Origin of the sequence: Methylobacterium oxalidis, from assembly GCF_007992195.1 — a bacterium.
GTDB classification, from domain to species: domain Bacteria; phylum Pseudomonadota; class Alphaproteobacteria; order Rhizobiales; family Beijerinckiaceae; genus Methylobacterium; species Methylobacterium oxalidis.
Genome location: NZ_BJZU01000093.1, coordinates 19,418 through 37,886, shown reverse-complemented (window position 1 = coordinate 37,886; position 18,469 = coordinate 19,418). Strand labels below are relative to the sequence as shown.

Here is an 18,469-nt window from a genome sequence, read left to right as displayed (position 1 = left end):
CAGCGGGTGCAAGCCCTCAGCGGGTGCAAGTCCTCAGCGGGTGCAAGCCCTCAGCGGGTGCAAGTCCTCAGCGGGTGCAAGCCCTCAGCGGGTGTAGGTGAAGGTGCTGATCTGGCAGACGTTGACGTTGTTGCGCACCAGCGACTGGCCGTTCTCGAACACGGCCTTGAAGTCGTAGCGGCACGCGCCCGAGCCGTCGTCGATGTTGATGTCGAAGGTCTCGCCGTGCTCGATCACGTCCCGGCCGAGGATGTCCTCCTCCCACTCGTCGGTGCCGGTGGTCGAGGCGTAGAAGTGCTTGATCGCCATGCCGGTCTTGTTGACGATGTCGACGTGGCGGTTGGCGGCGGTCGCGGCCTCCGCGGCAAGCAGAAGCAGCCCGGACGCGCCGAGCGCGGCGAGCAGAGACGTGATGCGCATCGTGATAGTCCCCCGAATCGGCCGCTGTTCCGGCCGAGCTTGGGCGTAGCGCAGATCGACTGTCGTTCCAAGTAAAGCGTTAGAGCGTTTACTGCTCAGGATCGCGCGATCGTGAAACCTTTAAGGTCAGGCGACGCCGGAGCGGAGCAGGTCGTGGTAGTGCACGAGGCCGACCGGGCGGCCCGCCTCCACGACGATCAGCGCCGTGATCTTCATGGATTCCTGGATCTCCAGCGCCTTGGCCAGCAGGGTCTCGGGGCTGACCGTGCGCGGGCTCGCGCTCATCACCGCCTCGACGCTGACGCGGTCGAGGTCGGTGCGCAGGACGTTGCGGCGCAGGTCGCCGTCCGTGACGATGCCGGCGAGCCGCCCGTCCGCCTCGACCACGATCACCGAGCCGAAGCCCTTGGCGTCGATCTCGGCGATGGCCGCCCGCATCGGCGTGCCGCGCGGTACGAGGGGGAGCTGCGCGCCGGAATGCATGACCTCCCGCACCTGCCGCAGCGAGGCGCCGAGGCGCCCGCCCGGATGGTAGATCGAGAACTCGCGGGCCGAGAAGCCGCGCGCCTCCAAGAGCGCCACGGCGAGCGCGTCGCCGAGCGCGAGCTGCATGGCGGTGGAGGTCGTCGGGGCGAGCCCGTTCGGGCAGGCCTCCCGCGCCTTCGGCAGCGTCAGGCAGACGTCGGCCTCGCGCCCGAGCGTCGAGGCGGGGTTCGAGGTGATGGCCACGAGCCCGACCCGGTAGCGCTTGGCGTAGCCGATGATGTCGGCGAGCTCCGTGGTCTCGCCGGACCACGACAGCGCCACCACCACGTCGTCGGGCTGGACCATGCCGAGGTCGCCGTGGCTCGCCTCGGCGGGGTGGACGTAGAGGGCGGGCGTGCCCGTGGAGGCGAGCGTCGCCGCGATCTTGCGGCCGATATGGCCCGATTTGCCCATGCCCGTCAGGATGCAGCGGCCCCGCGCCCGGCCGATCCGCTCCACCGCCGCGGCGAAGGGGGGGGCGAGCCCGTCCGCCACCGCCTCCATCAGGCAGGCGAGGCCCTCGCGCTCGGTGCCGATGGTGCGAAGCGCCGAGGCGACGGCCGCCCCGGCCGTTCCCTCGCGGGTCTCCGACGCCTCGTCGCGCTCGCCGATCCGCTGTGCCAGGGCCATCCGCGGGCCTCTCCCCTCGCCGTTCCGCCGTGCCGGGACCGCGGGGGCCCCGTCCGGCCGGATCCTTGGCCGGCGAATGTGGTCGCAGCGGGGCCGCGCCCCGGCTTGGCCTGCGGGCCCGTTAAGGGGCCGCTAACCCTGTTCGTTTACCGACGATCAAGCTGCGGCCGTTCCGGCCCGCCCGGTTTGCGCGCGGGGCCGGGAACCGCGCGGGGGCCCCGTCGCGGGCCGGCACAGGCGGGGGACAGGGGCCGGTGAAGCGGGGCAGGCCGATCGCGGGTGTGAGCCGGGCGCCGGGCGGCAGGCTCGGCGCGACCGCCGGGCCGTCCCCTGCCGGATCCCGCCTTGCCGGATCCCGCCTTGCCCAATCCTGCCTTGCCGGATCCTGCCTTGCCGGATCCTGCCTTGCCGGGCCCTCCCTCGCCGGGCTCACCCTGCTCGCCGCCACCCTGGCCACCCTCGGCGCCGCGCAGGCCCAGAGCCCCAATTTCACCGCCGCGAGCCCGGTCACCGGCCAGCCCGACAATCCCGGCGCCGGCCTGCAGACCGGCCAGGACGGTCTGCCGGCCCTGCGCACGGGCCGCGAGTCCGGCCGAGACCCGGGCGCGCCGCGGTCCGCCCTCGGCGGCAACGCCGCCGAGGGCGAGGATTCGGCCGGCAGCGCCACCGGCCGGGCCGCGCCGAGCCCCGGCACGCAGGCCCGCCTCACCGGCCGGACCGCCGCCGTCACGGGGCTCGAGGCCAGCAACCGCGCCCTCTCGACCCTGCTGCGCCAGCGCGCGGCCCCGCCCCGGCGGATCGGCACGGCGACGCGGCGGATCACGCAGCAGGCGACGCAGATCCCCCCGCCCGCGCTCCGCCTGACGCCGGTGGTGCAGAACGCGGTCGTCGGCGTGCCCCTGCCCGCGCTCTCGCCCGCCTTCGCGCCGATCCTCGGCCTGCAGACCCCGGGCGCCCTGCTGGCCAACGCCCTGCGCCGGCCGCTCGCCACCGACGACGCCTACGCGCCGCTCGGCATCAAGCTCGGCACCTTCACGCTCTTCCCCGCCTTCACGCAGAGCCTCGGCTACGACACCAACCCGGACCAGACCACGAACGGCCTCGCCCGGGGCTCGGTGGCGCTCCGGAGCGAGGGCGAGCTCAACTTCCGCAGCGATTGGTCGGCGAGCGAGCTGGCCGGCGAGTTGCGCGGCGGCTACTCGAACTTCCCCGAGAACGACGCCGCGAGCCGGCCGAACGGGGCGGGCGCCGTGCGCCTGCGCCTCGACGCCAACCGCGACCTGCGCGTCGACGTGGAGGGCCGCTTCCTCGTCGACACGCAGCGCACCAGCAGCCCCGACCTGCAGGCGGCGGCGGTCTCGCGGCCGATCGTGGCGACCTACGGCACCGCGCTCGGCGCCACCCAGAACTTCAACCGGCTCCAGGTGTCGCTGCGGGGCTCGGTCGACCGCTCGGAATTCGAGGATGCGCGCCTCTCGAACGGCACGGTCCTGCCCCAGTCGGACCGCAACCTGAACCAGTACGGCCTGCGCCTGCGCACCGCCTACGAGATATCGCCGGTGATCACGCCGTTCGTGGACATCCTGGCGGATACCCGGGTCTACGACCTGCGGCGGGACTCGACGGGCCTGCGCCGCGACTCGGACGGGATCGGCATCACGGCGGGCGCCACCTTCGCGCTCAACCGCTTCCTCGCGGGCGAGATCTCGGCGGGCTGGCAGCACCGCACCTACGTCGACCCGTCGCTCAGGGACATCGACGCGCCGCTCCTCAACGCGGCGCTCGTCTGGTCGGCGAGCCCGCTCACCACCGTGCGCTTCGGGGCGGTGACGGGCGTGACCGAGACGGCGGTGCAGGGATCGAGCGGCATCCTGACCGAGGCGACCACGCTCGAGGTGCAGCACGACCTCCTGCGCAACCTCTCGATCACGCTCGGCGGCGCCCTGCTGCGCAACGAGTACGAGGGCACGGCGATCCGCGAGACGGGCTTCTCGGCCACCGCCCGCCTCGATTATCGCTTCAACCGCTGGCTGACGTTCCGCGGCAGCTACATCTACCAGCAGATTGACAGCACGGTCTCGGGCGCGAGCTTCAAGGACAACACCCTGCTGTTCGGCATGCGGGTGAACCCCTGAGCCCGCTTCAGCGCACCAGCGCGAGCGAGGCGCCGGACTTGGTGAGCGCCCCGTCGAGCGCGCCGCCGCCCTGGCGCAGGCGCGCCGCGACGGTGCCGCCGGCCTGGTAGAGGTAGACCTCGCCGTCCCGGTAGTCCCAGGCCGTGACCTTGGCGAGGTCCTTGTTGGCGCAGCCCGCGGCGGAGGCCTTGTAGAGGTCGAGTGCCGGCGCGCTCGACAGCGACACCTTGCAGCTCGCGCCCGCGGCGTCCCGGGCGGTCCAGCTCCCGACGACGGCCGAGCGGCCGGTGGCCACCACCGGCGGCGGCGGGGGCGGCGGCGCCACCGGCTCGGCGATGACGTTCGAGCCCGGCGCCACGGCCGCGACCTCGCCGCCGACGGGCGGTGGCCCGTCCGGGGCGGCGCTGGCGCCGGGCGGGGGGGCGAGCGGGGCCGCCGTCACGGCGCCGGAGGGCACGGCCGGCACGGTCGGCTCGAGCGCCGCCTGCGGGCCGACGCCCGCCCGCGCGCGGGGCCCGTCGAAGCGCGAGGTGCCGCAGGCGGACAGGCCCACGGCGAGCGCGGCGACGGCGAGAGACGACAGCAACTGGCGCGGCATCGATCCACTTCCCCTGGAGGCCCGTGAGGCGCGCGCCCGGCGCGCGCCGTCGCGGGGCGCATTCGCCCGCCTGCCTCACCGGCAAATGCGCTGCCCGCAAGGCGGAGGCGGCCCCGCCGTGCGGGGATCGCGGGGGAAGGGCCGGTTTTCGGGGCGGTGTGGCGGGCGCGCCTCACCGGGTGAGCGCCCCTCACCGGGTGAGCGCCCCTCACCGGGCGCCCCGCCGGGCGGGCGCGCCGGGACCGGAGGCGCGGGATCAGACCGCGCGGGCGATCATCATCTTCTTGATCTCGGCGATCGCCTTGGCCGGGTTCAGGTTCTTCGGGCAGGTGTTGGCGCAGTTCATGATGGTGTGGCAGCGGTAGAGCCGGAACGGGTCGTGCAGCCCGTCGAGGCGCTCGCCGGTGTTCTCGTCGCGCGAGTCGATCAGCCAGCGGTAGGCCTGGAGCAGGGCCGCCGGGCCGAGGAAGCGGTCGCCGTTCCACCAGTAGCTCGGGCAGCTCGTGGTGCAGCAGGCGCACAGGATGCACTCGTAGAGCCCGTCGAGGCGGGCGCGGTCCTCGGGCGTCTGCTTCCACTCGGCCTCGGGCGCCGGCGTCTCGGTCTGCAGCCAGGGCTCGATCGCCGCGTGCTGGGCGAAGAAGTTCGTCAGGTCCGGCACGAGGTCCTTCAGGACCGGCATGTGCGGCAGCGGGTAGATCCGCACGGCCGGCGTCTTGCGCCCGCCCGCGTGCTCCTTGCAGGCGTCGATGCCCATGGTGCAGGCGAGCGCGTTCTGGCCCTCGATGTTCATGGCGCAGGAGCCGCAGATACCCTCGCGGCAGGAGCGGCGGAAGACCAGCGTCGAGTCGACCTTGTTCTTGATCCACAGGAGCGCGTCGAGGACCATCGGCCCGCAATCCTCCCGGTCGACCTGGTAGGTGTCGATGCGCGGGTTCTCGCCGTCGTCCGGGTTCCAGCGGTAGACGCGGAACTCGGTGAGGTTCGTCGCGCCCGCCGGCGCGGGCCAGGACTTGCCCTCGCGGAGCTGGGAGTTCTTGGGAAGGGTGAACTGGGCCATGAGGAGAGAGCCTTAAACTTCCGGATCGGGGATCAGAGGACGAAGCCGCACGCGTCCCGTCTCGACCGTCACGAGGGCGCCGGAGCCGAGCGCGGATGCCGTCTGCAGAACCGCCTGTGCGACGAGCGGGCCGACATGGGCGGCCAGGGTGATGTCGGTGCGAAGCTGGACGACGCTCGGCGTCTGCGCGCCGGAGACGATGAGCATCGTGCCGAAGTCGAGATCGTTGGTCAGGATCACGCGATCCTGCGCCCGCGCCCAGGCCAGGATGTCCGCGTCGGCCGTGTCCGGCCGCCCGACGCTCGCCCAGTGAACGGCGTCATGGCCCAGACCCGCGAGATAGGGGACCCAGTCGGTCGAGAGATTCATGTCGATCAGGAACCTCTCGCGGCCGGCTCGACTTCGACCTCTCGGGCCTGGGCGAGCCGCGCGGCATACCGGATCGCCTCCGGCACGTCCTCGCGCTCCAGATAGGGGTAGCCCCGCAGCAGGTCCTCGATGCTGACCCCGGCCCCGAGATTGCCGAGGATCATCCCGACCGTGACGCGCATGCCGCGGATGCAGGCCTTGCCGCCCATCACCGCGGGGTCGACCGTGATGCGCTGAAAGCCTTTGACGGTTCGGGTCATCGCGGTCTCCGCCCGCAGCTCCGAGATCTCAGTACACCCGCGCCTTCGGCTCGATGTACTGGATCTCGTTGGACATCGTGTAGGTGTGGACCGGCCGGTAATCGATCGCGACCTGATGGCTCGACTCGTCGAGCCAGGAGAGGGTGTGCTTCATCCACTCCCGGTCGTCCCGGTCGGGGAAGTCCTCGCGGGCGTGCGCGCCGCGGCTCTCCTTGCGGTTGGCCGCCGATTCCATGGTGACGACCGCCTGGCCGATCAGGTTGTCGAACTCCAGCGTCTCGAGGAGGTCCGTGTTCCAGACCAGCGAGCGGTCGGTGATGCGGATGTCGGCGGCCGCGTTCCAGACCTTGTGGATCAGGCCCTTGCCCTCCTCCAGCACCTCGCCGGTGCGGAAGACCGCGCAGTTGTTCTGCATGGTCTTCTGCATCTCCAGGCGCAGCTCCGCGGTCGGCGTGCCGCCGTCGGCGTAGCGGAAGCGGTCGAGGCGGGCGAGCGCCTTGTCGGCCGAGCCCTTGGGCAATTCCGGCTGGCGGCCGTTCGCCTCGACGATCTCGGCGCAGCGCAGGCCCGAGGCGCGGCCGAACACCACGAGGTCGATCAGCGAGTTCGAGCCGAGGCGGTTCGCCCCGTGCACCGAGACGCAGGCCGCCTCGCCGATCGCCATCAGGCCGGGCACCACCGTGTCGGGGTTGCCGTCCTTCAGGGTCAGCACCTCGCCGTGATAGTTCGTGGGGATGCCCCCCATGTTGTAGTGCACGGTCGGCAGGACCGGGATCGGCTCCCGGGTCACGTCGACGCCCGCGAAGATCTTGGCCGATTCCGAGATGCCCGGCAGGCGCTCGTGCAGGATCTTCGGGTCGAGATGGTCGAGGTGCAGGAAGATGTGGTCGCCGCCCTTGCCCACGCCGCGCCCCGCGCGGATCTCCATGGTCATCGAGCGCGAGACCACGTCGCGGGAGGCGAGGTCCTTGGCCGACGGCGCGTAGCGCTCCATGAAGCGCTCGCCCTCGGCGTTCGTCAGGTAGCCGCCCTCGCCCCGCGCGCCCTCGGTGATCAGGCAGCCGGCGCCGTAGATGCCGGTCGGGTGGAACTGCACGAACTCCATGTCCTGCAGCGGCAGGCCGGCGCGCAGCACCATGGCGTTGCCGTCGCCCGTGCAGGTGTGGGCCGACGTCGCCGAGAAGTAGGAGCGGCCGTAACCGCCGGTGGCGAGCACCGTCATCTGGGCGCGGAACCGATGGATCTCGCCCGACGCCTGGTCGATCGCGATGACGCCGCGGCAGCGGCCGTCCTCGTCCATGATCAGGTCGAGGGCGAAGTACTCGATGAAGAAGTTGGTGTGGTTCTTCACCGCCTGCCCGTAGAGGGTGTGGAGCATGGCGTGGCCGGTGCGGTCGGCCGCCGCGCAGGTGCGCTGGGCCGTGCCCTTGCCGTAGTCGGTGGTCATGCCGCCGAAGGGCCGCTGGTAGATCTTGCCCTCCTCCGTGCGCGAGAAGGGCACGCCCCAGTGCTCCAGCTCGTAGACGGCCGCGGGGGCGTTGCGCACGAGGTACTCGATCGCGTCCTGGTCGCCGAGCCAGTCCGAGCCCTTCACGGTGTCGTACATGTGCCAGCGCCAGTCGTCCGGGCCCATGTTGCCGAGGGAGGCCGAGATGCCGCCCTGCGCCGCCACCGTGTGCGAGCGCGTCGGGAAGACCTTGGTGATGCAGGCGGTGCGCAGGCCCGCCTGCGAGCAGCCCACCGTGGCGCGCAGCCCCGCGCCGCCCGCGCCGACCACGACCACGTCGAAGCTGTGGTCGTGGATCGTGTAGGCGGGCCCAGTCCCGTTCGTTGCGTTGGCGGCCATGGACGGCTCCTTGCTCTGTCGGTGTCCGGGGTCAGGCGAGGCGGGCGAGGCCCACGCGCAGGATCGCGTAGAGGCAGGCCACGGCGACGACGACCGCGTAGAAGTTGTTGGCGAACAAGGCGGCGATGCGCAGGCCCTTGTCGTGGACGTAGTCCTCGATGATCACCTGCATGCCGAGCCGCATGTGCAGCGTCACCGAGATCACCGCGAGGATCAGGATCAGCGCCGCGGCCGGGTGGCCCATCAGCGCCACGGCCTCCGGGTAGGGCCGCCCGGCCATCAGCGCGACGATCACCACGAAGGCGAGCATCAGCGGCGCGTTCGCGGCCGCGGTCAGGCGCTGCAGCCACCAGTGCTCGGCGCCGTGGCCGGACGGACCCAGGCCCCGGACCCGGGCGCGGGGGGTGCGGATCGAGAGGTTCGTGTTCTGGCGGTTGTCGGCCATCGGGTCCTCCCTCAGCGCAGGATCAGGGCGAGCGCCCAGATCGCGACCGTGAGCGCGACCGAGCCGATCAGCGTGCCGCGGGAGAGCCACAGGCGCTCGCCCCGCTCCAGCCCGACCCCGAAATCCCACACGAAGTGGCGCAGGCCCCCCAGCATGTGGTGCATCAGCACCCAGGTGTAGGCGAACAGGACGAGGAGCCCGACCCACGAGCCGAAGAACCACGCCACCCAGGCGTAGGCGGCCGGCCCCGAGGCCAGGGCCACCAGCCAGACCGCCACGAGCGCCGAGCCGCCGTAGAGCGCCGTGCCGGTGATCCGGTGGAACACCGACATCGCCATGGTCCAGGTCCAGCGGTAGATCTGGAGGTGGGGCGAGAGCGGCTGGGCGACCGTGGGTCTGGCGGTGGGGGCCATGCGGTTCCTCGGGGCTCGAGAGCGGACGTGACGACGGGGCGCGAAGATCGGGACGTGAAGATCGGGGCTCGAAAACTGGACTGTCTCTAAAACTCACGTACCGCTCGTGCGGTGCAGCGCAAGCGGCAATGCGACACGCGGCCGGGAACCCGCCGCCTCGGCTTGATACCGGCCGCGATCTGTCATGCGGCTCACGGCAGCTGCCCCAGGATTCGCCACCACAGGTAGTCGAGGGGCGCCACCACGATCAGCGACGCGAGGCCGAGCGCCAGGGTGAGGCGCGTGGCGTCGGCGAGCGAGACGCGGCCGAGATCGCTCGCGAAGACGATGGGCGGCGCCTGGTAGGGCAGGAACAGGGTCGAGTAGCCGACGACCTGCACCATCACGACGCTCATCAGGTCGAGCCCCGTGGCCCGCGACATCTCGGAGGCGAGCGCCGTGTAGAGGGCCGGCGCCCCGTTCGCGGTGACGACGAGGGCGAGCGCGCTGGCGATCAGGGTCAGCACCCCGAAGTTCCGGGCGGGGGCGTCGGGCTCGAGCGGCGCCACCGCGAGGAGCGCGTGCCCGAGGCGCGCCCCGAGCCCGGTCTCGTTGACGAGGGCGACGAGGCCGAGGAGCGCGGCGATGTAGAAGCAGGTGCGCAGGTTCACCGCCCCGAACGCCTCGGCCCGCAGCACGCCGACCCGCGGCAGAAGGCAGATCACCGCCGCCGAGAGGCCGACCCAGGCCGGCGCGATGTGGTGCAGGCTGTCGGTGACCCAGAGCGCGAGCGTGAAGACGAGGATCAGCGCGAGGCGCCGCTCCTCGCCCGAGAGGGGCGGCAGCGGCGGCAGGCTCGCCCCCGGCGTCTCCAGCCGGTCCGGGAAGATCCGGAGCGTCAGCCAGACGAGGAGCGCGCCCTTCACCACCGCCAGGACCGGCGCGTGCAGCCAGAGATAGGGCAGGTAGGCGAGGTGCAGGCCGTGCTGCACCTCCGCGGTGCCGGCCATGACGAGGTTCGGCACGTTGGCGGGCAGGATCGCCGCCGACAGGATCGGCGTCGCGATGCCGACGGCGAGCACCGCGCCCGCGCGCCCCTTCCGGCCCGCCGCTAGCCCGAACGCGTCGCAGAGCGCGAGCACCACGGGCACGAGGAGCGCGATGCGCCCGAGATTGGAGGGCATCACGAAGGCGAGCGCGAAGGAGAAGGCCGTCAGCCCCGCGATGAGGCGCGGGTAGGAGCCGCCGAGATGCCCGCTCAGCGAGCGGGCGAGGCGGGCGCCGAGGCCCGTGCGGGTCATGGCGAGCCCCACCACCATGCCGCTCAGCACCAGCCAGAAGGCCGAGGAGGCGAAGCCCGAGAACACGGTCGAGGGCGCGCCCAGGCGGAACAGCATGGCGGCCGCGAAGAACAGCATCGCCGTGACCACCTCGGCCACGCTCGCGGTGGCCCAGAGCCCCATGCAGAGCACGAGCAGCCCGGCCGTGATGAGGAGGGCGGCCTCCCCGCCGGCCTGGCCCGAGAGCCAGCCGAGGAGGACGCCGTCCGTGGGAGCCTGAGCCAGCATCGGCCGAGAGGATCCGTGAGACATGGAACCGGCGGGCGCCCGTGCCGGCACCTCGCGAGGCGGACTCTTCTCGCGAACCGGACGCATTCGCAATTCGGGATCGCGCGACGGAGCCTTCGTGGCTGACGAAGGCTGGACAATGTAACCAATTCTTCGCCCCCCGTGGCATACCAGCGGAGAGGCGGGCTTTCGCCGGCGTGGCGCCGGCCTCACGATGCGGGAGCCTTCGCCGAACGCGCAAGCCGGCGCGGGATTAACCGGGGACGGAGCCGATGCTGCGCTTCGATATCGTCGATCTCGGCCTGTTCCGGCACGTGGTCGAGGCGGGCTCGATCACGCACGGGGCCGAGCGGGCGAACCTCGCCCTCGCCGCGGCCTCGGCCCGGATCCGGGCGATGGAGGACAGCCTCGGCGCCGCCCTCCTCGTGCGCAACCGCCAGGGCGTGACCCCGACGCCGGCCGGGCGGACGCTGCTGGCCCACGCCCGCACCCTGCTCGCCGACATCGAGCGGATGCGCGAGGAGATGTCGGCCTACTCGGGCGGCACGGCGGGGCAGATCCGGATCCTCTCGAACACCAACGCGCTCACCGAATTCCTGCCGGAGGTGCTCTCGGCCTACCTCGCCCGCCACCCCGGCGTCAGCGTCGACATCGACGAGCGCACCTCGGACGAGATCGTCGGCCTCGTCGCCGAGGGCGCGGCCGACCTCGGCATCGTGGCCGGCACCGTCGACACCGGCGCGCTCCAGACCTTCCCGTTCCGGCAGGACCGCTTCGTCCTCGTGGCGGCCGCCGACCACCCGCTCGCCGGGCGGGAGGCCGCCGCCTTCGCGGAGGTGCTCGCCTACGACCTCGTCGGCCTCGACCGGATGAGCGCGATCACCCGCTTCCTCGCCGACAAGGCGGCCCGGATCGGCAAACCGATGCGGCTCCGGGTCCAGCTGCGCAGCTTCGACGCGGTCTGCCGCCTCGTCGAGTGCCGCGTCGGCCTCGGCATCGTGCCCGAGACCACGGCGCGGCGCGCCGCCCGCTTCATGGCGATCCGGGTCGTGCCCCTCCTCGACGGCTGGGCGAGCCGCGACCTCACCCTGTGCCTGCGCAGCCTGGAGGCCCTGCCCGCCTTCGCGCAGGATTTCGTGGCGCAGATGCGGGCGTGAGGGGGCGGAGGCCGTTGCCTCGGCCCCGCGAAGGCGTAGCCTGATCCCCGGCGTACCCCGCGTGCCAGGAGGCGAGCCCGATGGGTATCGAGACGGTCGAGGGCCTCGGGCAGCGCCGCGGCGCGGCGGTGCTCGTCGAGGTGCTGCGCAGCGAGGGCGTGCGCTACATCTTCGGCAACCCGGGCACCACCGAGTTGCCGCTCATCGACGCGCTGACGGAGGCGCCCGACATCGCCTACGTGCTGGCGCTGCAGGAGGCGAGCGCGGTGGCGATGGCCGACGGCTACGCGCAGGGCGCGCGCCGGCCGGCCTTCCTCAACCTGCACACGGCGGGCGGCCTCGGCCACGGCTTCGGCAACCTGCTCAACGCCCAGATCGCGGGCACGCCCCTCGTGGTCACGGCGGGCCAGCAGGATTCGCGGCACGCCATCACCGACCCGCTCCTGTTCGGCGACCTCGTCACCATCGCGGCGCCCACCGTGAAATGGGCCCGCGAGGTCACCCACGCCGACCAGCTGCCGATCCTGCTCCGGCGCGCCTTCCACGACAGCAGCGCCGCGCCCTCCGGACCCGTCTTCCTGTCCCTGCCCATGGACGTGATGGAGCAGATGACCGACGCCTCGCCCGGCGAGATCTCGACCATCGACCGCTGCGCGGTGGCGGGCTCCCTCGACCGGCTGGCGGAGCGGCTCGCCGGGATCGCGCCGGGGCGGCTCGCCCTCATCGCGGGCGACGAGATCGAGGCGAGCGACGCCTCGGCCGAGGCCGTGCGCCTCGCCGACGCCCTGGCCGCCCCGGTCTACGGCTCGTCCTGGCCGGCCCACATCCCCTTCCCCACGGCGCACCCGCTCTGGGCCGGCAACCTGCCCACCAAGGCCACCGAGATCGCCGAGATCCTGGGCGCCTACGACGCCGTCTTCGCGCTCGGCGGCAAGTCGCTGATCACGGTGCTCTACACGCAGGGGCCGGCGGTGCCGCCGGGCACGCAGGTGTTCCAGCTGTCGGCCGACGTGCGCGACCTCGGCCGGACCTACTCGACGGCCCTCTCCATGGTCGGCGACATCCGCGCCTCGCTGACGGCCCTCCAGCCCCTCCTCGAGGCGCGCATCGCGGGCCGGGCCGAGACCTACGCGGCGCTGCGTGCCGGGGCGGTGACGCGCTACGAGGAGCGCCGCGCCCGCCTCTCGGCGGCCGCCGACGCGGCCTTCGCCGACGCGGTCATCCAACCCCTGGTCGCCGCCCGCGAGATCGCGCGGGCGGTGGGTGCCGACACGGCGATCGTCGACGAGGCGCCCGCCACCCTCGGCCACCTGCGCACCTTCCTGCACAGCGCCTGGACGCGGCAGTACGCGTCGATCCGCGGCGGCGTGCTCGGCTGGGGCATGCCCGCCGCGGTGGGCTTCTCGCTGGGGCTCGACCGGGCGCCCGTGGTCTGCGTCGTCGGCGACGGGGCGGCGATGTACTCGCCCCAGGCCCTGTGGAGCGCGGCCCACGAGCGCCTGCCCGTGACCTTCGTCGTCATCAACAACGCCGAGTACAACATCCTCAAGCGCTTCATGCGGGGGCAGGCCCACTACGCCTCGGCGCGGGCCAACCGCTACATCGCCATGGACCTGATCGACCCGCGCATCGACTTCCCGGCGCTCGCCGCCTCGATGGGCGTGCCCGCCCGCCGGGTCGAGCGGGCCGCCGACGTCGCCCCCGCGGTGGAGGCCGGCATCCGCTCGGGCGTGCCGAACCTCGTGGAGGTGATCGTCGCCCCGACCTGAGGGGTCCTCAATCCGCCGCCAGCCCCGGCACCGGCACGCCGAAGGTCTGGGCCAGCAGCACGAGGTTGAGCGCGAGCACGATGGCCGCGCCCGTCACCGCCGCGGCCTGGGTGAGCCGCCCGTTGGCGAAGCGGCCCATCAGGTCGGGCCGGCGGGTGAAGAGGACGAGGGCGATCATCGGCACGGGCAGCGCCAGCGAGAGCACGACCTGGCTCAGGACCAGCGCCCGCGTCGGGTCGACGCCCACCGCGATCACCGCGAAGGCCGGCGCCATGGTCACGAGGCGGCGCAGCCAGAGCGGGATGCGCCAGCCGACGAAGCCCTGCATCACGAGCTGCCCCGCCATCGTCCCGACCACCGAGGAGGAGACGCCGGAGGCGATCAGCGAGACCAGGAACACCCCGGCCGCGGCCGGGCCGAGGAGCGGCGTGAGGGTGTGGTAGGCCTGCGAGATCTCCGCCACGTCGCTGTGCCCGAGATGGAAGGCGGAGGCCGCCATGATCACCATCGACATGTTGACGAGGCCGGCGATGGCGAGCGCGATCACCACCTCGCGGTTCGAGTAGCGCAGGAGCCGGCGGCGGTCGGAATCGTCGCGGGCGACCGTACGGGTCTGGGTCAGGCCCGAGTGCAGGAACAGGGCGTGGGGCATCACGGTGGCGCCGATGATGCCGACCGCGATGGTCAGCGCCTCCGCGTCCGGGATGCGCGGCGTGGTGAGCCCGCTCGCCGCCGCGCCCCAGGAGATCGGCGCGATGAACAGCTCGACCGCGTAGCAGAGGCCGATCGTCAGCACCATCGCGCCGATCACGATCTCCATCCAGCGGAAGCCGCCCCGCTCCAGGAGCAGGATCCCGTAGGTGACGATCGCGGTCACCACCATGCCGGCGAAGAGCGGCATGCCGGTCAGCAGCGCCAGCCCGATGGCGCCGCCCAGGAACTCCGCGAGGTCGGTCGCCATCGCGGCGAGCTCGCTCACCACCCACATGGTCAGGCGCACGGGCTTCGAGAACTCGTCCCGGCAGACCTCGGCGAGGTTGCGGTTCGTGATGATGCCGAGCTTGGCCGAGAGCGCCTGGAACAGCATGGCCACGAGGTTGGCCACCAGCACCACCCACAGGAGGGTGTATCCGTACTTGGCGCCGGCCTGGATGTTCGTCGCGAAGTTGCCCGGGTCCATGTAGGCGATCGAGGCCATCACGGCCGGGCCGGTGAACAGCAGGAAGCGGCCCGGCCCGCGGTGGCGCCCGTCCAGCACGTCGCGGATCTCCCGCTCCGTGCGGCGGCTCAGGCCCTCGCGCGCGTGGGTCGAGGCCGGCGCGGGCGCCGCCTCTCTCGTCAGGGTCTCTGCCCGCATGATTCGTCCGTGCACCGCGACTCGTATAGCATCAGCTATAATGATGCGCCTGTGCTCAAGATCAAGGGGTTCCTTGCGACGGGACTCCCCCTCCCCCCTTCGGGTTTGCTAGAAGGTCTGCGAGGGCAACGAGGCTCGCGCGAGGCGGGCCCGGAGAGGCGGGAGACAGCCGGCACCATGCAGGACACCCCACAGGCCGCTCCGGAGCCCGCCCTCCTCGACCCGGAGGTCCACGTCGAGAACTTCCGTCAGGCCCGCGAGGCGCGCCGCCTCGAGCTCGTGGAGGATTACGTCGAGCTGATCGCCGACCTGATCGGGGACGGGGGCGAGGCGCGGCAGGTCGACATCGCGGCCCGGCTCGGGGTCGCCCAGCCGACGGTGGCCAAGATGCTCAAGCGGCTGGCCGAGGACGGGCTGGTGCAGCAGCGGCCCTACCGGGGCGTGTTCCTGACGGAGGCGGGCCAGGCGCTGGCCGAGCAGAGCCGCGAGCGCCACCGCATCGTGGAGCGCTTCCTGTGCGCGCTCGGCGTCAGCGCCGAGACCGCACGGCGCGACGCCGAGGGCATCGAGCACCACGTCAGCGGCGAGACCCTGGAGGCGTTCCGGCGCTTCGCGGAGGCGCACTCGGACGCCTGACGGTCCCCTACCCCGCCCGCGGCCGGATCAGCGCGGCGCGGCCGTCGTCGACCAGCACCTCGGCCGGGGTCGGGTGGCCGAGGAAGCCGGTGGGGCTCGCGGTGAGCGCGTAGGCGCCCGATTGCAGCACCGCCACGAGGTCGCCCGCGGCGAGATCGGGCAGGGGTGCCGCCCGGGCCAGCATGTCGAGGGGCGTGCAGAGGGGGCCGACCACGGCGGCCGGCGCCCGCGCGGCGCCCGGCGCCTCGGCCACCGCGACGACCGGGTAGTCGCGCTTCACCACCTGCCCGAGATTGCCCGAGGCCGCGAGGTGGTGGTGCATGCCCCCGTCCGTGATCACGAAGCGGCTGCCGCGGGACGCCTTCACGGCCCGCACCCGGGCGACGTAGACGCCGGCCGGCCCGGCGAGGAAGCGGCCGGGCTCCAGCACGATCCGGGCGGGGGCGAGCAGCGGGTCGGCCGCGACGCGCGACCGCAGGGGACCGAGCCCGTCCCGCAGGGCGCCGAGGTCGAGGGGGGCGTCGCCCGCGAAGTACGGGATGCCGAGGCCGCCGCCGAGATCGATCGTCTCGAGGGGGCGCCCGGTGCGCGCGCCGAGGCGCGCCGCGAGGTCGAGCCCGTAGGCCCACTGCGCGAGGAGCGTGCCCGCGCTCAGCCCCTGCGTGCCCGCGAAGAGGTGGAGGCCGCAGAGATGCAGCCGCGGCTCGGCTTCGACCCGGTCGACGACCGCCTCCAGTTCCTCCTCGTCGAAGCCGAAGGGCGAGGGCTTGCCGCCCATCCGCATCGCGCCCCCCTGCGCGGCGGCGCCCGGGTTGACCCGGATCGCCACCCGGACCGGGCGCCCCGGCGGGGCCGCCGCCGCCACGCGGGCGATCTCCTCGGCGTTCTCCAGGTGGATCTCGCCGATGCCGCCGGCGACGACCGCGGTGATGTCGGCGTCCGACTTGGCCGGCCCCGCGAACAGGATCCGCCCGGCGGGGACGCCGGCCGCGCGGGCGGCGGCGAACTCGGCGCCCGAGGCGATCTCGGCGCCGGCCCCGGCCTCGCGGAAGACCCGGATCACCGCCGGGTTCGGGTTCGCCTTCACCGAGTAGTCGACCGCCGCGAAGCCCGCCACGGCTGTCGTGAGCGCCCGGTAGGCGCGGCGCAGGAGCGCGGCGTCGTAGACGAAGAGCGGCGTGCCGTGGGCCTCGGCGAGCGCCCGCAGGTCGAGCCCGCCCACCCGCAGCGCGCCGTCCGCGCGGGCGAAGTTCTCGGCGATCAGGCGGTCGGCGAGGTCGTCCGTGCCGGCCATCATCGGCGCTCCGCCACGAGGCGCTTGTAGTCGACCTTGCCGTTCGGCGTGAGCGGCAGCCGCTCCACCGTCTCGACGGCGCGGGGCACCATGTGGGGCGCGAGCGCCTCGCGCGCGGCCCTGAGCACCTCCGCCTCCGGCAGGGGCGCCTCGCCCGGCACCGCCACCGCGTGGACGCGCTCGCCGAGGCCGGGATCCGGCAGGCCGATCACCGCCACCTGCCGGAAGGCGCCGGTCTCCATCAGGGCGGCCTCGACCTCGGTGGGGCTGACGCGGAACCCCTGCGTCTTGATCATCGCGTCCTCGCGCCCAAGGAAGGTGAAGTAGCCGGCCTCGTCCTCCACCACGAGGTCGCCCGAGCGGCAGACGAGGCCGCCCCGGCCGAACGGGTCCGGCACCAGCACGCGGGCGGTGTCCTCGGGCCGGTTCCAGTAGCCGAGCGAGACGGTGGGGCCGCGGTGCATCAGGATGCCGGGCTCGCCCGGCCGCGTGCGCGCGCCCGCCGCGTTCAGGGCGAAGATCTCGGTCTCGGGGATCGCCCGGCCGATCGAGCCCGGCCGGGCGTCGATCTCGTCCGGCGGCAGGTAGGTGGAGCGGAACGCTTCCGTGAGCCCGTACATCAGGACGATGCGGGTGTGCGGCAGGGCAGCGCGCAGGCGCGCCACGGTCTCGACGGGCACCGCGCCGCCGGAATTCGTGACGTAGCGCAGGCCCGAGAGGTCGGCCCGGGCGAGGCGCGGCGCCGCGCGGGTGAGGAGGGCCCAGAGCGTCGGCACCCCGGCGAGGCCCGTGATGCGGTGCTCCTCGAGCGCGCGCACCACCTCGTCGCCGAAGCGGAACGTGAGGAGCACGCAGGTCGCCCCCTGCTCGACGCAGGTGAGGAGCTGGTTGAGGCCGTAGTCGAACGAGAAGGGCAGCACCGAGAGGATGCGCTCCTCCGGCCCGATCCTCAGATAGGTCCGCACGATGCGGGTGCCGGCGATCAGGTTGGCGTGGCTCAGCATCACGCCCTTGGGCAGGCCGGTGGAGCCCGAGGTGTAGAGGATCGCCGCGAGGGTGCCGCCGTCCGCCCGCGGCCGCTCGGGCGCCCCGGCCGGCGTCCCGGCGGGCGCGTCGGGATCGCGCACGACGCGCAAGGGGAGATCCGCGAGGGCTTCCGCGCAGCCGGCGTGGAGGGCCTCGTCGGTGACGAGGGCGGCGGCGCCGCAATCGCTCAGGATGTGGCGCACCTGCCCCGGCCGCAGGGACGGGTGGATCGGCACGAACACGGCGCCGGCGCGGGCGATCGCGAAGATCGCCACGCATTCGGGGATCGATTTCGGCAGGAGGATGCCGACCCGGTCGCCCGGCCCGACCCCGGCCCCGGCGAGGCGGGCGGCGAGCGCCGCGGTCCGGGCGCGGAGGTCGCCGTAGCTGAGGCTGCGCGCGCCCGCGACGATCGCGACGCGCTCCGGCGCGCAGGCGGCGCCGTCGAGGAGGTCGTGCAGCAGGACGGGTGCGGTCATCTCCGCGGACCCGCGCCGGCCGGGGCCGGCCGCGAGGGCCCGGACCGCCTCAGCGCCGGGCGCGCGGCGGCCGTGTCGAAGCGTCCGCGCGCCTCATGCCGCGGCATGCGCGGGGCGGGCGGACCGGGCCGCGATGTAGCGGGCGAGCGCGTCGACGCTCTCGAAGTTCTCGAGGTCGAACGCCGCGTCGTCGATCTCCACGCCGAAGCGCTCGCCGAGATCGAGCACGAGGTCGAGCACGCCGATGGAGTCGAGGGCGTCGCTCGTCACGAGCGAGGTCTGCCCCGTCACGGCACCGGGCGCGAGGCCGGGATTGCGGCCGGCGATGAAGTCGAGGATCGCCTGCCGCGCTTGCGTCTGAACCAGCACCTGTCCGTCTCCCCCCCGCGATTCGCGCTCCGGGACCGCGCGCCATATCGATCCGGTGGCCAAAAGTCCATGCCGGGCCCGACTGCCGGATGCCTGTGCCGGGCCCGAGGCCCGGCGGCGGACGTCCGGCCCGC

18 protein-coding genes are annotated in these 18,469 nt (G+C 73.3%); 4 read left to right on the top strand and 14 right to left on the bottom strand.

Annotation, left to right across the window (positions count from 1 at the left end; translation table 11 throughout):
* Positions 1-84 precede the first annotated feature (84 nt).
* Both MOX02_RS20935 and MOX02_RS20930 read right to left on the bottom strand, forming a co-directional pair.
* Entirely contained in the window at positions 85-420 is a 336-nt protein-coding gene (locus tag MOX02_RS20935) for a hypothetical protein (protein WP_147027734.1), read from the bottom strand.
* A 126-nt stretch (positions 421-546) separates the two neighbouring features.
* Positions 547-1,575, bottom strand: a complete 1,029-nt coding sequence (locus tag MOX02_RS20930; RefSeq protein WP_147027733.1) for a KpsF/GutQ family sugar-phosphate isomerase — start codon at positions 1,573-1,575, stop codon at positions 547-549.
* A 254-nt stretch (positions 1,576-1,829) separates the two neighbouring features.
* Between MOX02_RS20930 and MOX02_RS20925 the strand changes: the two genes are divergently transcribed.
* Complete coding sequence (locus MOX02_RS20925; protein ID WP_373866773.1) at positions 1,830-3,710, top strand: outer membrane beta-barrel protein; 1,881 nt, start codon at positions 1,830-1,832, stop codon at positions 3,708-3,710.
* Positions 3,711-3,717: 7 nt separating this feature from the next.
* Here MOX02_RS20925 and MOX02_RS20920 read toward each other — a convergent pair whose 3' ends face one another.
* The 8 genes from MOX02_RS20920 to MOX02_RS20885 form a co-directional block, all read right to left on the bottom strand.
* A complete protein-coding gene (locus MOX02_RS20920; protein WP_147027732.1) occupies positions 3,718-4,308 on the bottom strand; it encodes an AprI/Inh family metalloprotease inhibitor in 591 nt (196 codons plus the stop codon).
* Between the two features lie 256 nt (positions 4,309-4,564).
* The gene (locus tag MOX02_RS20915; RefSeq protein ID WP_147027731.1) at positions 4,565-5,368 is read right to left on the bottom strand and encodes a succinate dehydrogenase iron-sulfur subunit; all 804 of its coding nucleotides are present in this window, start codon (positions 5,366-5,368) and stop codon (positions 4,565-4,567) included.
* A 12-nt stretch (positions 5,369-5,380) separates the two neighbouring features.
* The gene (locus MOX02_RS20910) at positions 5,381-5,737 is read right to left on the bottom strand and encodes a DUF5615 family PIN-like protein (protein ID WP_147027730.1); all 357 of its coding nucleotides are present in this window, start codon (positions 5,735-5,737) and stop codon (positions 5,381-5,383) included.
* Positions 5,738-5,742: 5 nt separating this feature from the next.
* Entirely contained in the window at positions 5,743-5,997 is a 255-nt protein-coding gene (locus MOX02_RS20905) for a DUF433 domain-containing protein (protein ID WP_147027729.1), read from the bottom strand.
* A gap of 28 nt (positions 5,998-6,025) precedes the next feature.
* A complete protein-coding gene (gene sdhA, locus MOX02_RS20900) occupies positions 6,026-7,843 on the bottom strand; it encodes a succinate dehydrogenase flavoprotein subunit (RefSeq protein ID WP_147027728.1) in 1,818 nt (605 codons plus the stop codon).
* Between the two features lie 31 nt (positions 7,844-7,874).
* Positions 7,875-8,288 (bottom strand): succinate dehydrogenase, hydrophobic membrane anchor protein, encoded by a 414-nt coding sequence (gene sdhD, locus MOX02_RS20895; protein WP_147027727.1) that lies wholly within the window; start codon positions 8,286-8,288, stop codon positions 7,875-7,877.
* An 11-nt stretch (positions 8,289-8,299) separates the two neighbouring features.
* Positions 8,300-8,701, bottom strand: a complete 402-nt coding sequence (sdhC, locus tag MOX02_RS20890; protein WP_147027726.1) for a succinate dehydrogenase, cytochrome b556 subunit — start codon at positions 8,699-8,701, stop codon at positions 8,300-8,302.
* A gap of 191 nt (positions 8,702-8,892) precedes the next feature.
* Positions 8,893-10,143, bottom strand: a complete 1,251-nt coding sequence (locus MOX02_RS20885; RefSeq protein ID WP_147027741.1) for an SLC13 family permease — start codon at positions 10,141-10,143, stop codon at positions 8,893-8,895.
* Between the two features lie 377 nt (positions 10,144-10,520).
* Here MOX02_RS20885 and MOX02_RS20880 point away from each other — a divergent pair, with 377 nt between their 5' ends.
* Together MOX02_RS20880 and MOX02_RS20875 are read left to right on the top strand one after the other, a co-directional pair.
* Positions 10,521-11,405 (top strand): LysR substrate-binding domain-containing protein, encoded by an 885-nt coding sequence (locus MOX02_RS20880; RefSeq protein ID WP_174804953.1) that lies wholly within the window; start codon positions 10,521-10,523, stop codon positions 11,403-11,405.
* Between the two features lie 80 nt (positions 11,406-11,485).
* Positions 11,486-13,174, top strand: a complete 1,689-nt coding sequence (locus tag MOX02_RS20875) for a thiamine pyrophosphate-binding protein (RefSeq protein ID WP_147027725.1) — start codon at positions 11,486-11,488, stop codon at positions 13,172-13,174.
* A 7-nt stretch (positions 13,175-13,181) separates the two neighbouring features.
* On the opposite strand, the gene MOX02_RS20870 is transcribed toward MOX02_RS20875, so the two are convergent.
* Entirely contained in the window at positions 13,182-14,531 is a 1,350-nt protein-coding gene (locus MOX02_RS20870) for an Nramp family divalent metal transporter (protein WP_147027724.1), read from the bottom strand.
* 177 nt (positions 14,532-14,708) lie between these two features.
* Between MOX02_RS20870 and mntR the strand changes: the two genes are divergently transcribed.
* Positions 14,709-15,167, top strand: a complete 459-nt coding sequence (mntR, locus tag MOX02_RS20865) for a manganese-binding transcriptional regulator MntR (protein WP_147027723.1) — start codon at positions 14,709-14,711, stop codon at positions 15,165-15,167.
* A gap of 7 nt (positions 15,168-15,174) precedes the next feature.
* On the opposite strand, the gene MOX02_RS20860 is transcribed toward mntR, so the two are convergent.
* The 3 genes from MOX02_RS20860 to MOX02_RS20850 form a co-directional block, all read right to left on the bottom strand.
* Entirely contained in the window at positions 15,175-16,461 is a 1,287-nt protein-coding gene (locus MOX02_RS20860; protein ID WP_147027739.1) for a type III PLP-dependent enzyme domain-containing protein, read from the bottom strand.
* Positions 16,461-17,966 carry an AMP-binding protein gene (locus MOX02_RS20855; protein ID WP_147027722.1) on the bottom strand — a complete coding sequence of 502 codons (1,506 nt, stop codon included), beginning with the start codon at positions 17,964-17,966 and terminating at the stop codon, positions 16,461-16,463. The genes MOX02_RS20860 and MOX02_RS20855 overlap by 1 nt, the downstream gene beginning before the upstream one ends.
* Positions 17,967-18,059: 93 nt before the next feature.
* The gene (locus MOX02_RS20850) at positions 18,060-18,335 is read right to left on the bottom strand and encodes an acyl carrier protein (RefSeq protein WP_238179591.1); all 276 of its coding nucleotides are present in this window, start codon (positions 18,333-18,335) and stop codon (positions 18,060-18,062) included.
* Positions 18,336-18,469 lie beyond the last annotated feature (134 nt).

What these genes read in the sequence shown, in the direction of transcription:
- MOX02_RS20935 (WP_147027734.1), bottom strand. Translation starts at nt 420, where the DNA reads ATGCGCATCACGTCTCTGCTCGCCGCGCTCGGCGCGTCCGGGCTGCTT.
- MOX02_RS20930 (WP_147027733.1), bottom strand. Translation starts at nt 1,575, where the DNA reads ATGGCCCTGGCACAGCGGATCGGCGAGCGCGACGAGGCGTCGGAGACC.
- MOX02_RS20920 (WP_147027732.1), bottom strand. Translation starts at nt 4,308, where the DNA reads ATGCCGCGCCAGTTGCTGTCGTCTCTCGCCGTCGCCGCGCTCGCCGTG.
- MOX02_RS20915 (WP_147027731.1), bottom strand. Translation starts at nt 5,368, where the DNA reads ATGGCCCAGTTCACCCTTCCCAAGAACTCCCAGCTCCGCGAGGGCAAG.
- MOX02_RS20910 (WP_147027730.1), bottom strand. Translation starts at nt 5,737, where the DNA reads ATGAATCTCTCGACCGACTGGGTCCCCTATCTCGCGGGTCTGGGCCAT.
- MOX02_RS20905 (WP_147027729.1), bottom strand. Translation starts at nt 5,997, where the DNA reads ATGACCCGAACCGTCAAAGGCTTTCAGCGCATCACGGTCGACCCCGCG.
- sdhA (WP_147027728.1), bottom strand. Translation starts at nt 7,843, where the DNA reads ATGGCCGCCAACGCAACGAACGGGACTGGGCCCGCCTACACGATCCAC.
- sdhD (WP_147027727.1), bottom strand. Translation starts at nt 8,288, where the DNA reads ATGGCCGACAACCGCCAGAACACGAACCTCTCGATCCGCACCCCCCGC.
- sdhC (WP_147027726.1), bottom strand. Translation starts at nt 8,701, where the DNA reads ATGGCCCCCACCGCCAGACCCACGGTCGCCCAGCCGCTCTCGCCCCAC.
- MOX02_RS20885 (WP_147027741.1), bottom strand. Translation starts at nt 10,143, where the DNA reads ATGGGGCTCTGGGCCACCGCGAGCGTGGCCGAGGTGGTCACGGCGATG.
- MOX02_RS20880 (WP_174804953.1), top strand. Translation starts at nt 10,521, where the DNA reads ATGCTGCGCTTCGATATCGTCGATCTCGGCCTGTTCCGGCACGTGGTC.
- MOX02_RS20875 (WP_147027725.1), top strand. Translation starts at nt 11,486, where the DNA reads ATGGGTATCGAGACGGTCGAGGGCCTCGGGCAGCGCCGCGGCGCGGCG.
- MOX02_RS20870 (WP_147027724.1), bottom strand. Translation starts at nt 14,531, where the DNA reads ATGCGGGCAGAGACCCTGACGAGAGAGGCGGCGCCCGCGCCGGCCTCG.
- mntR (WP_147027723.1), top strand. Translation starts at nt 14,709, where the DNA reads ATGCAGGACACCCCACAGGCCGCTCCGGAGCCCGCCCTCCTCGACCCG.
- MOX02_RS20860 (WP_147027739.1), bottom strand. Translation starts at nt 16,461, where the DNA reads ATGGCCGGCACGGACGACCTCGCCGACCGCCTGATCGCCGAGAACTTC.
- MOX02_RS20855 (WP_147027722.1), bottom strand. Translation starts at nt 17,966, where the DNA reads ATGACCGCACCCGTCCTGCTGCACGACCTCCTCGACGGCGCCGCCTGC.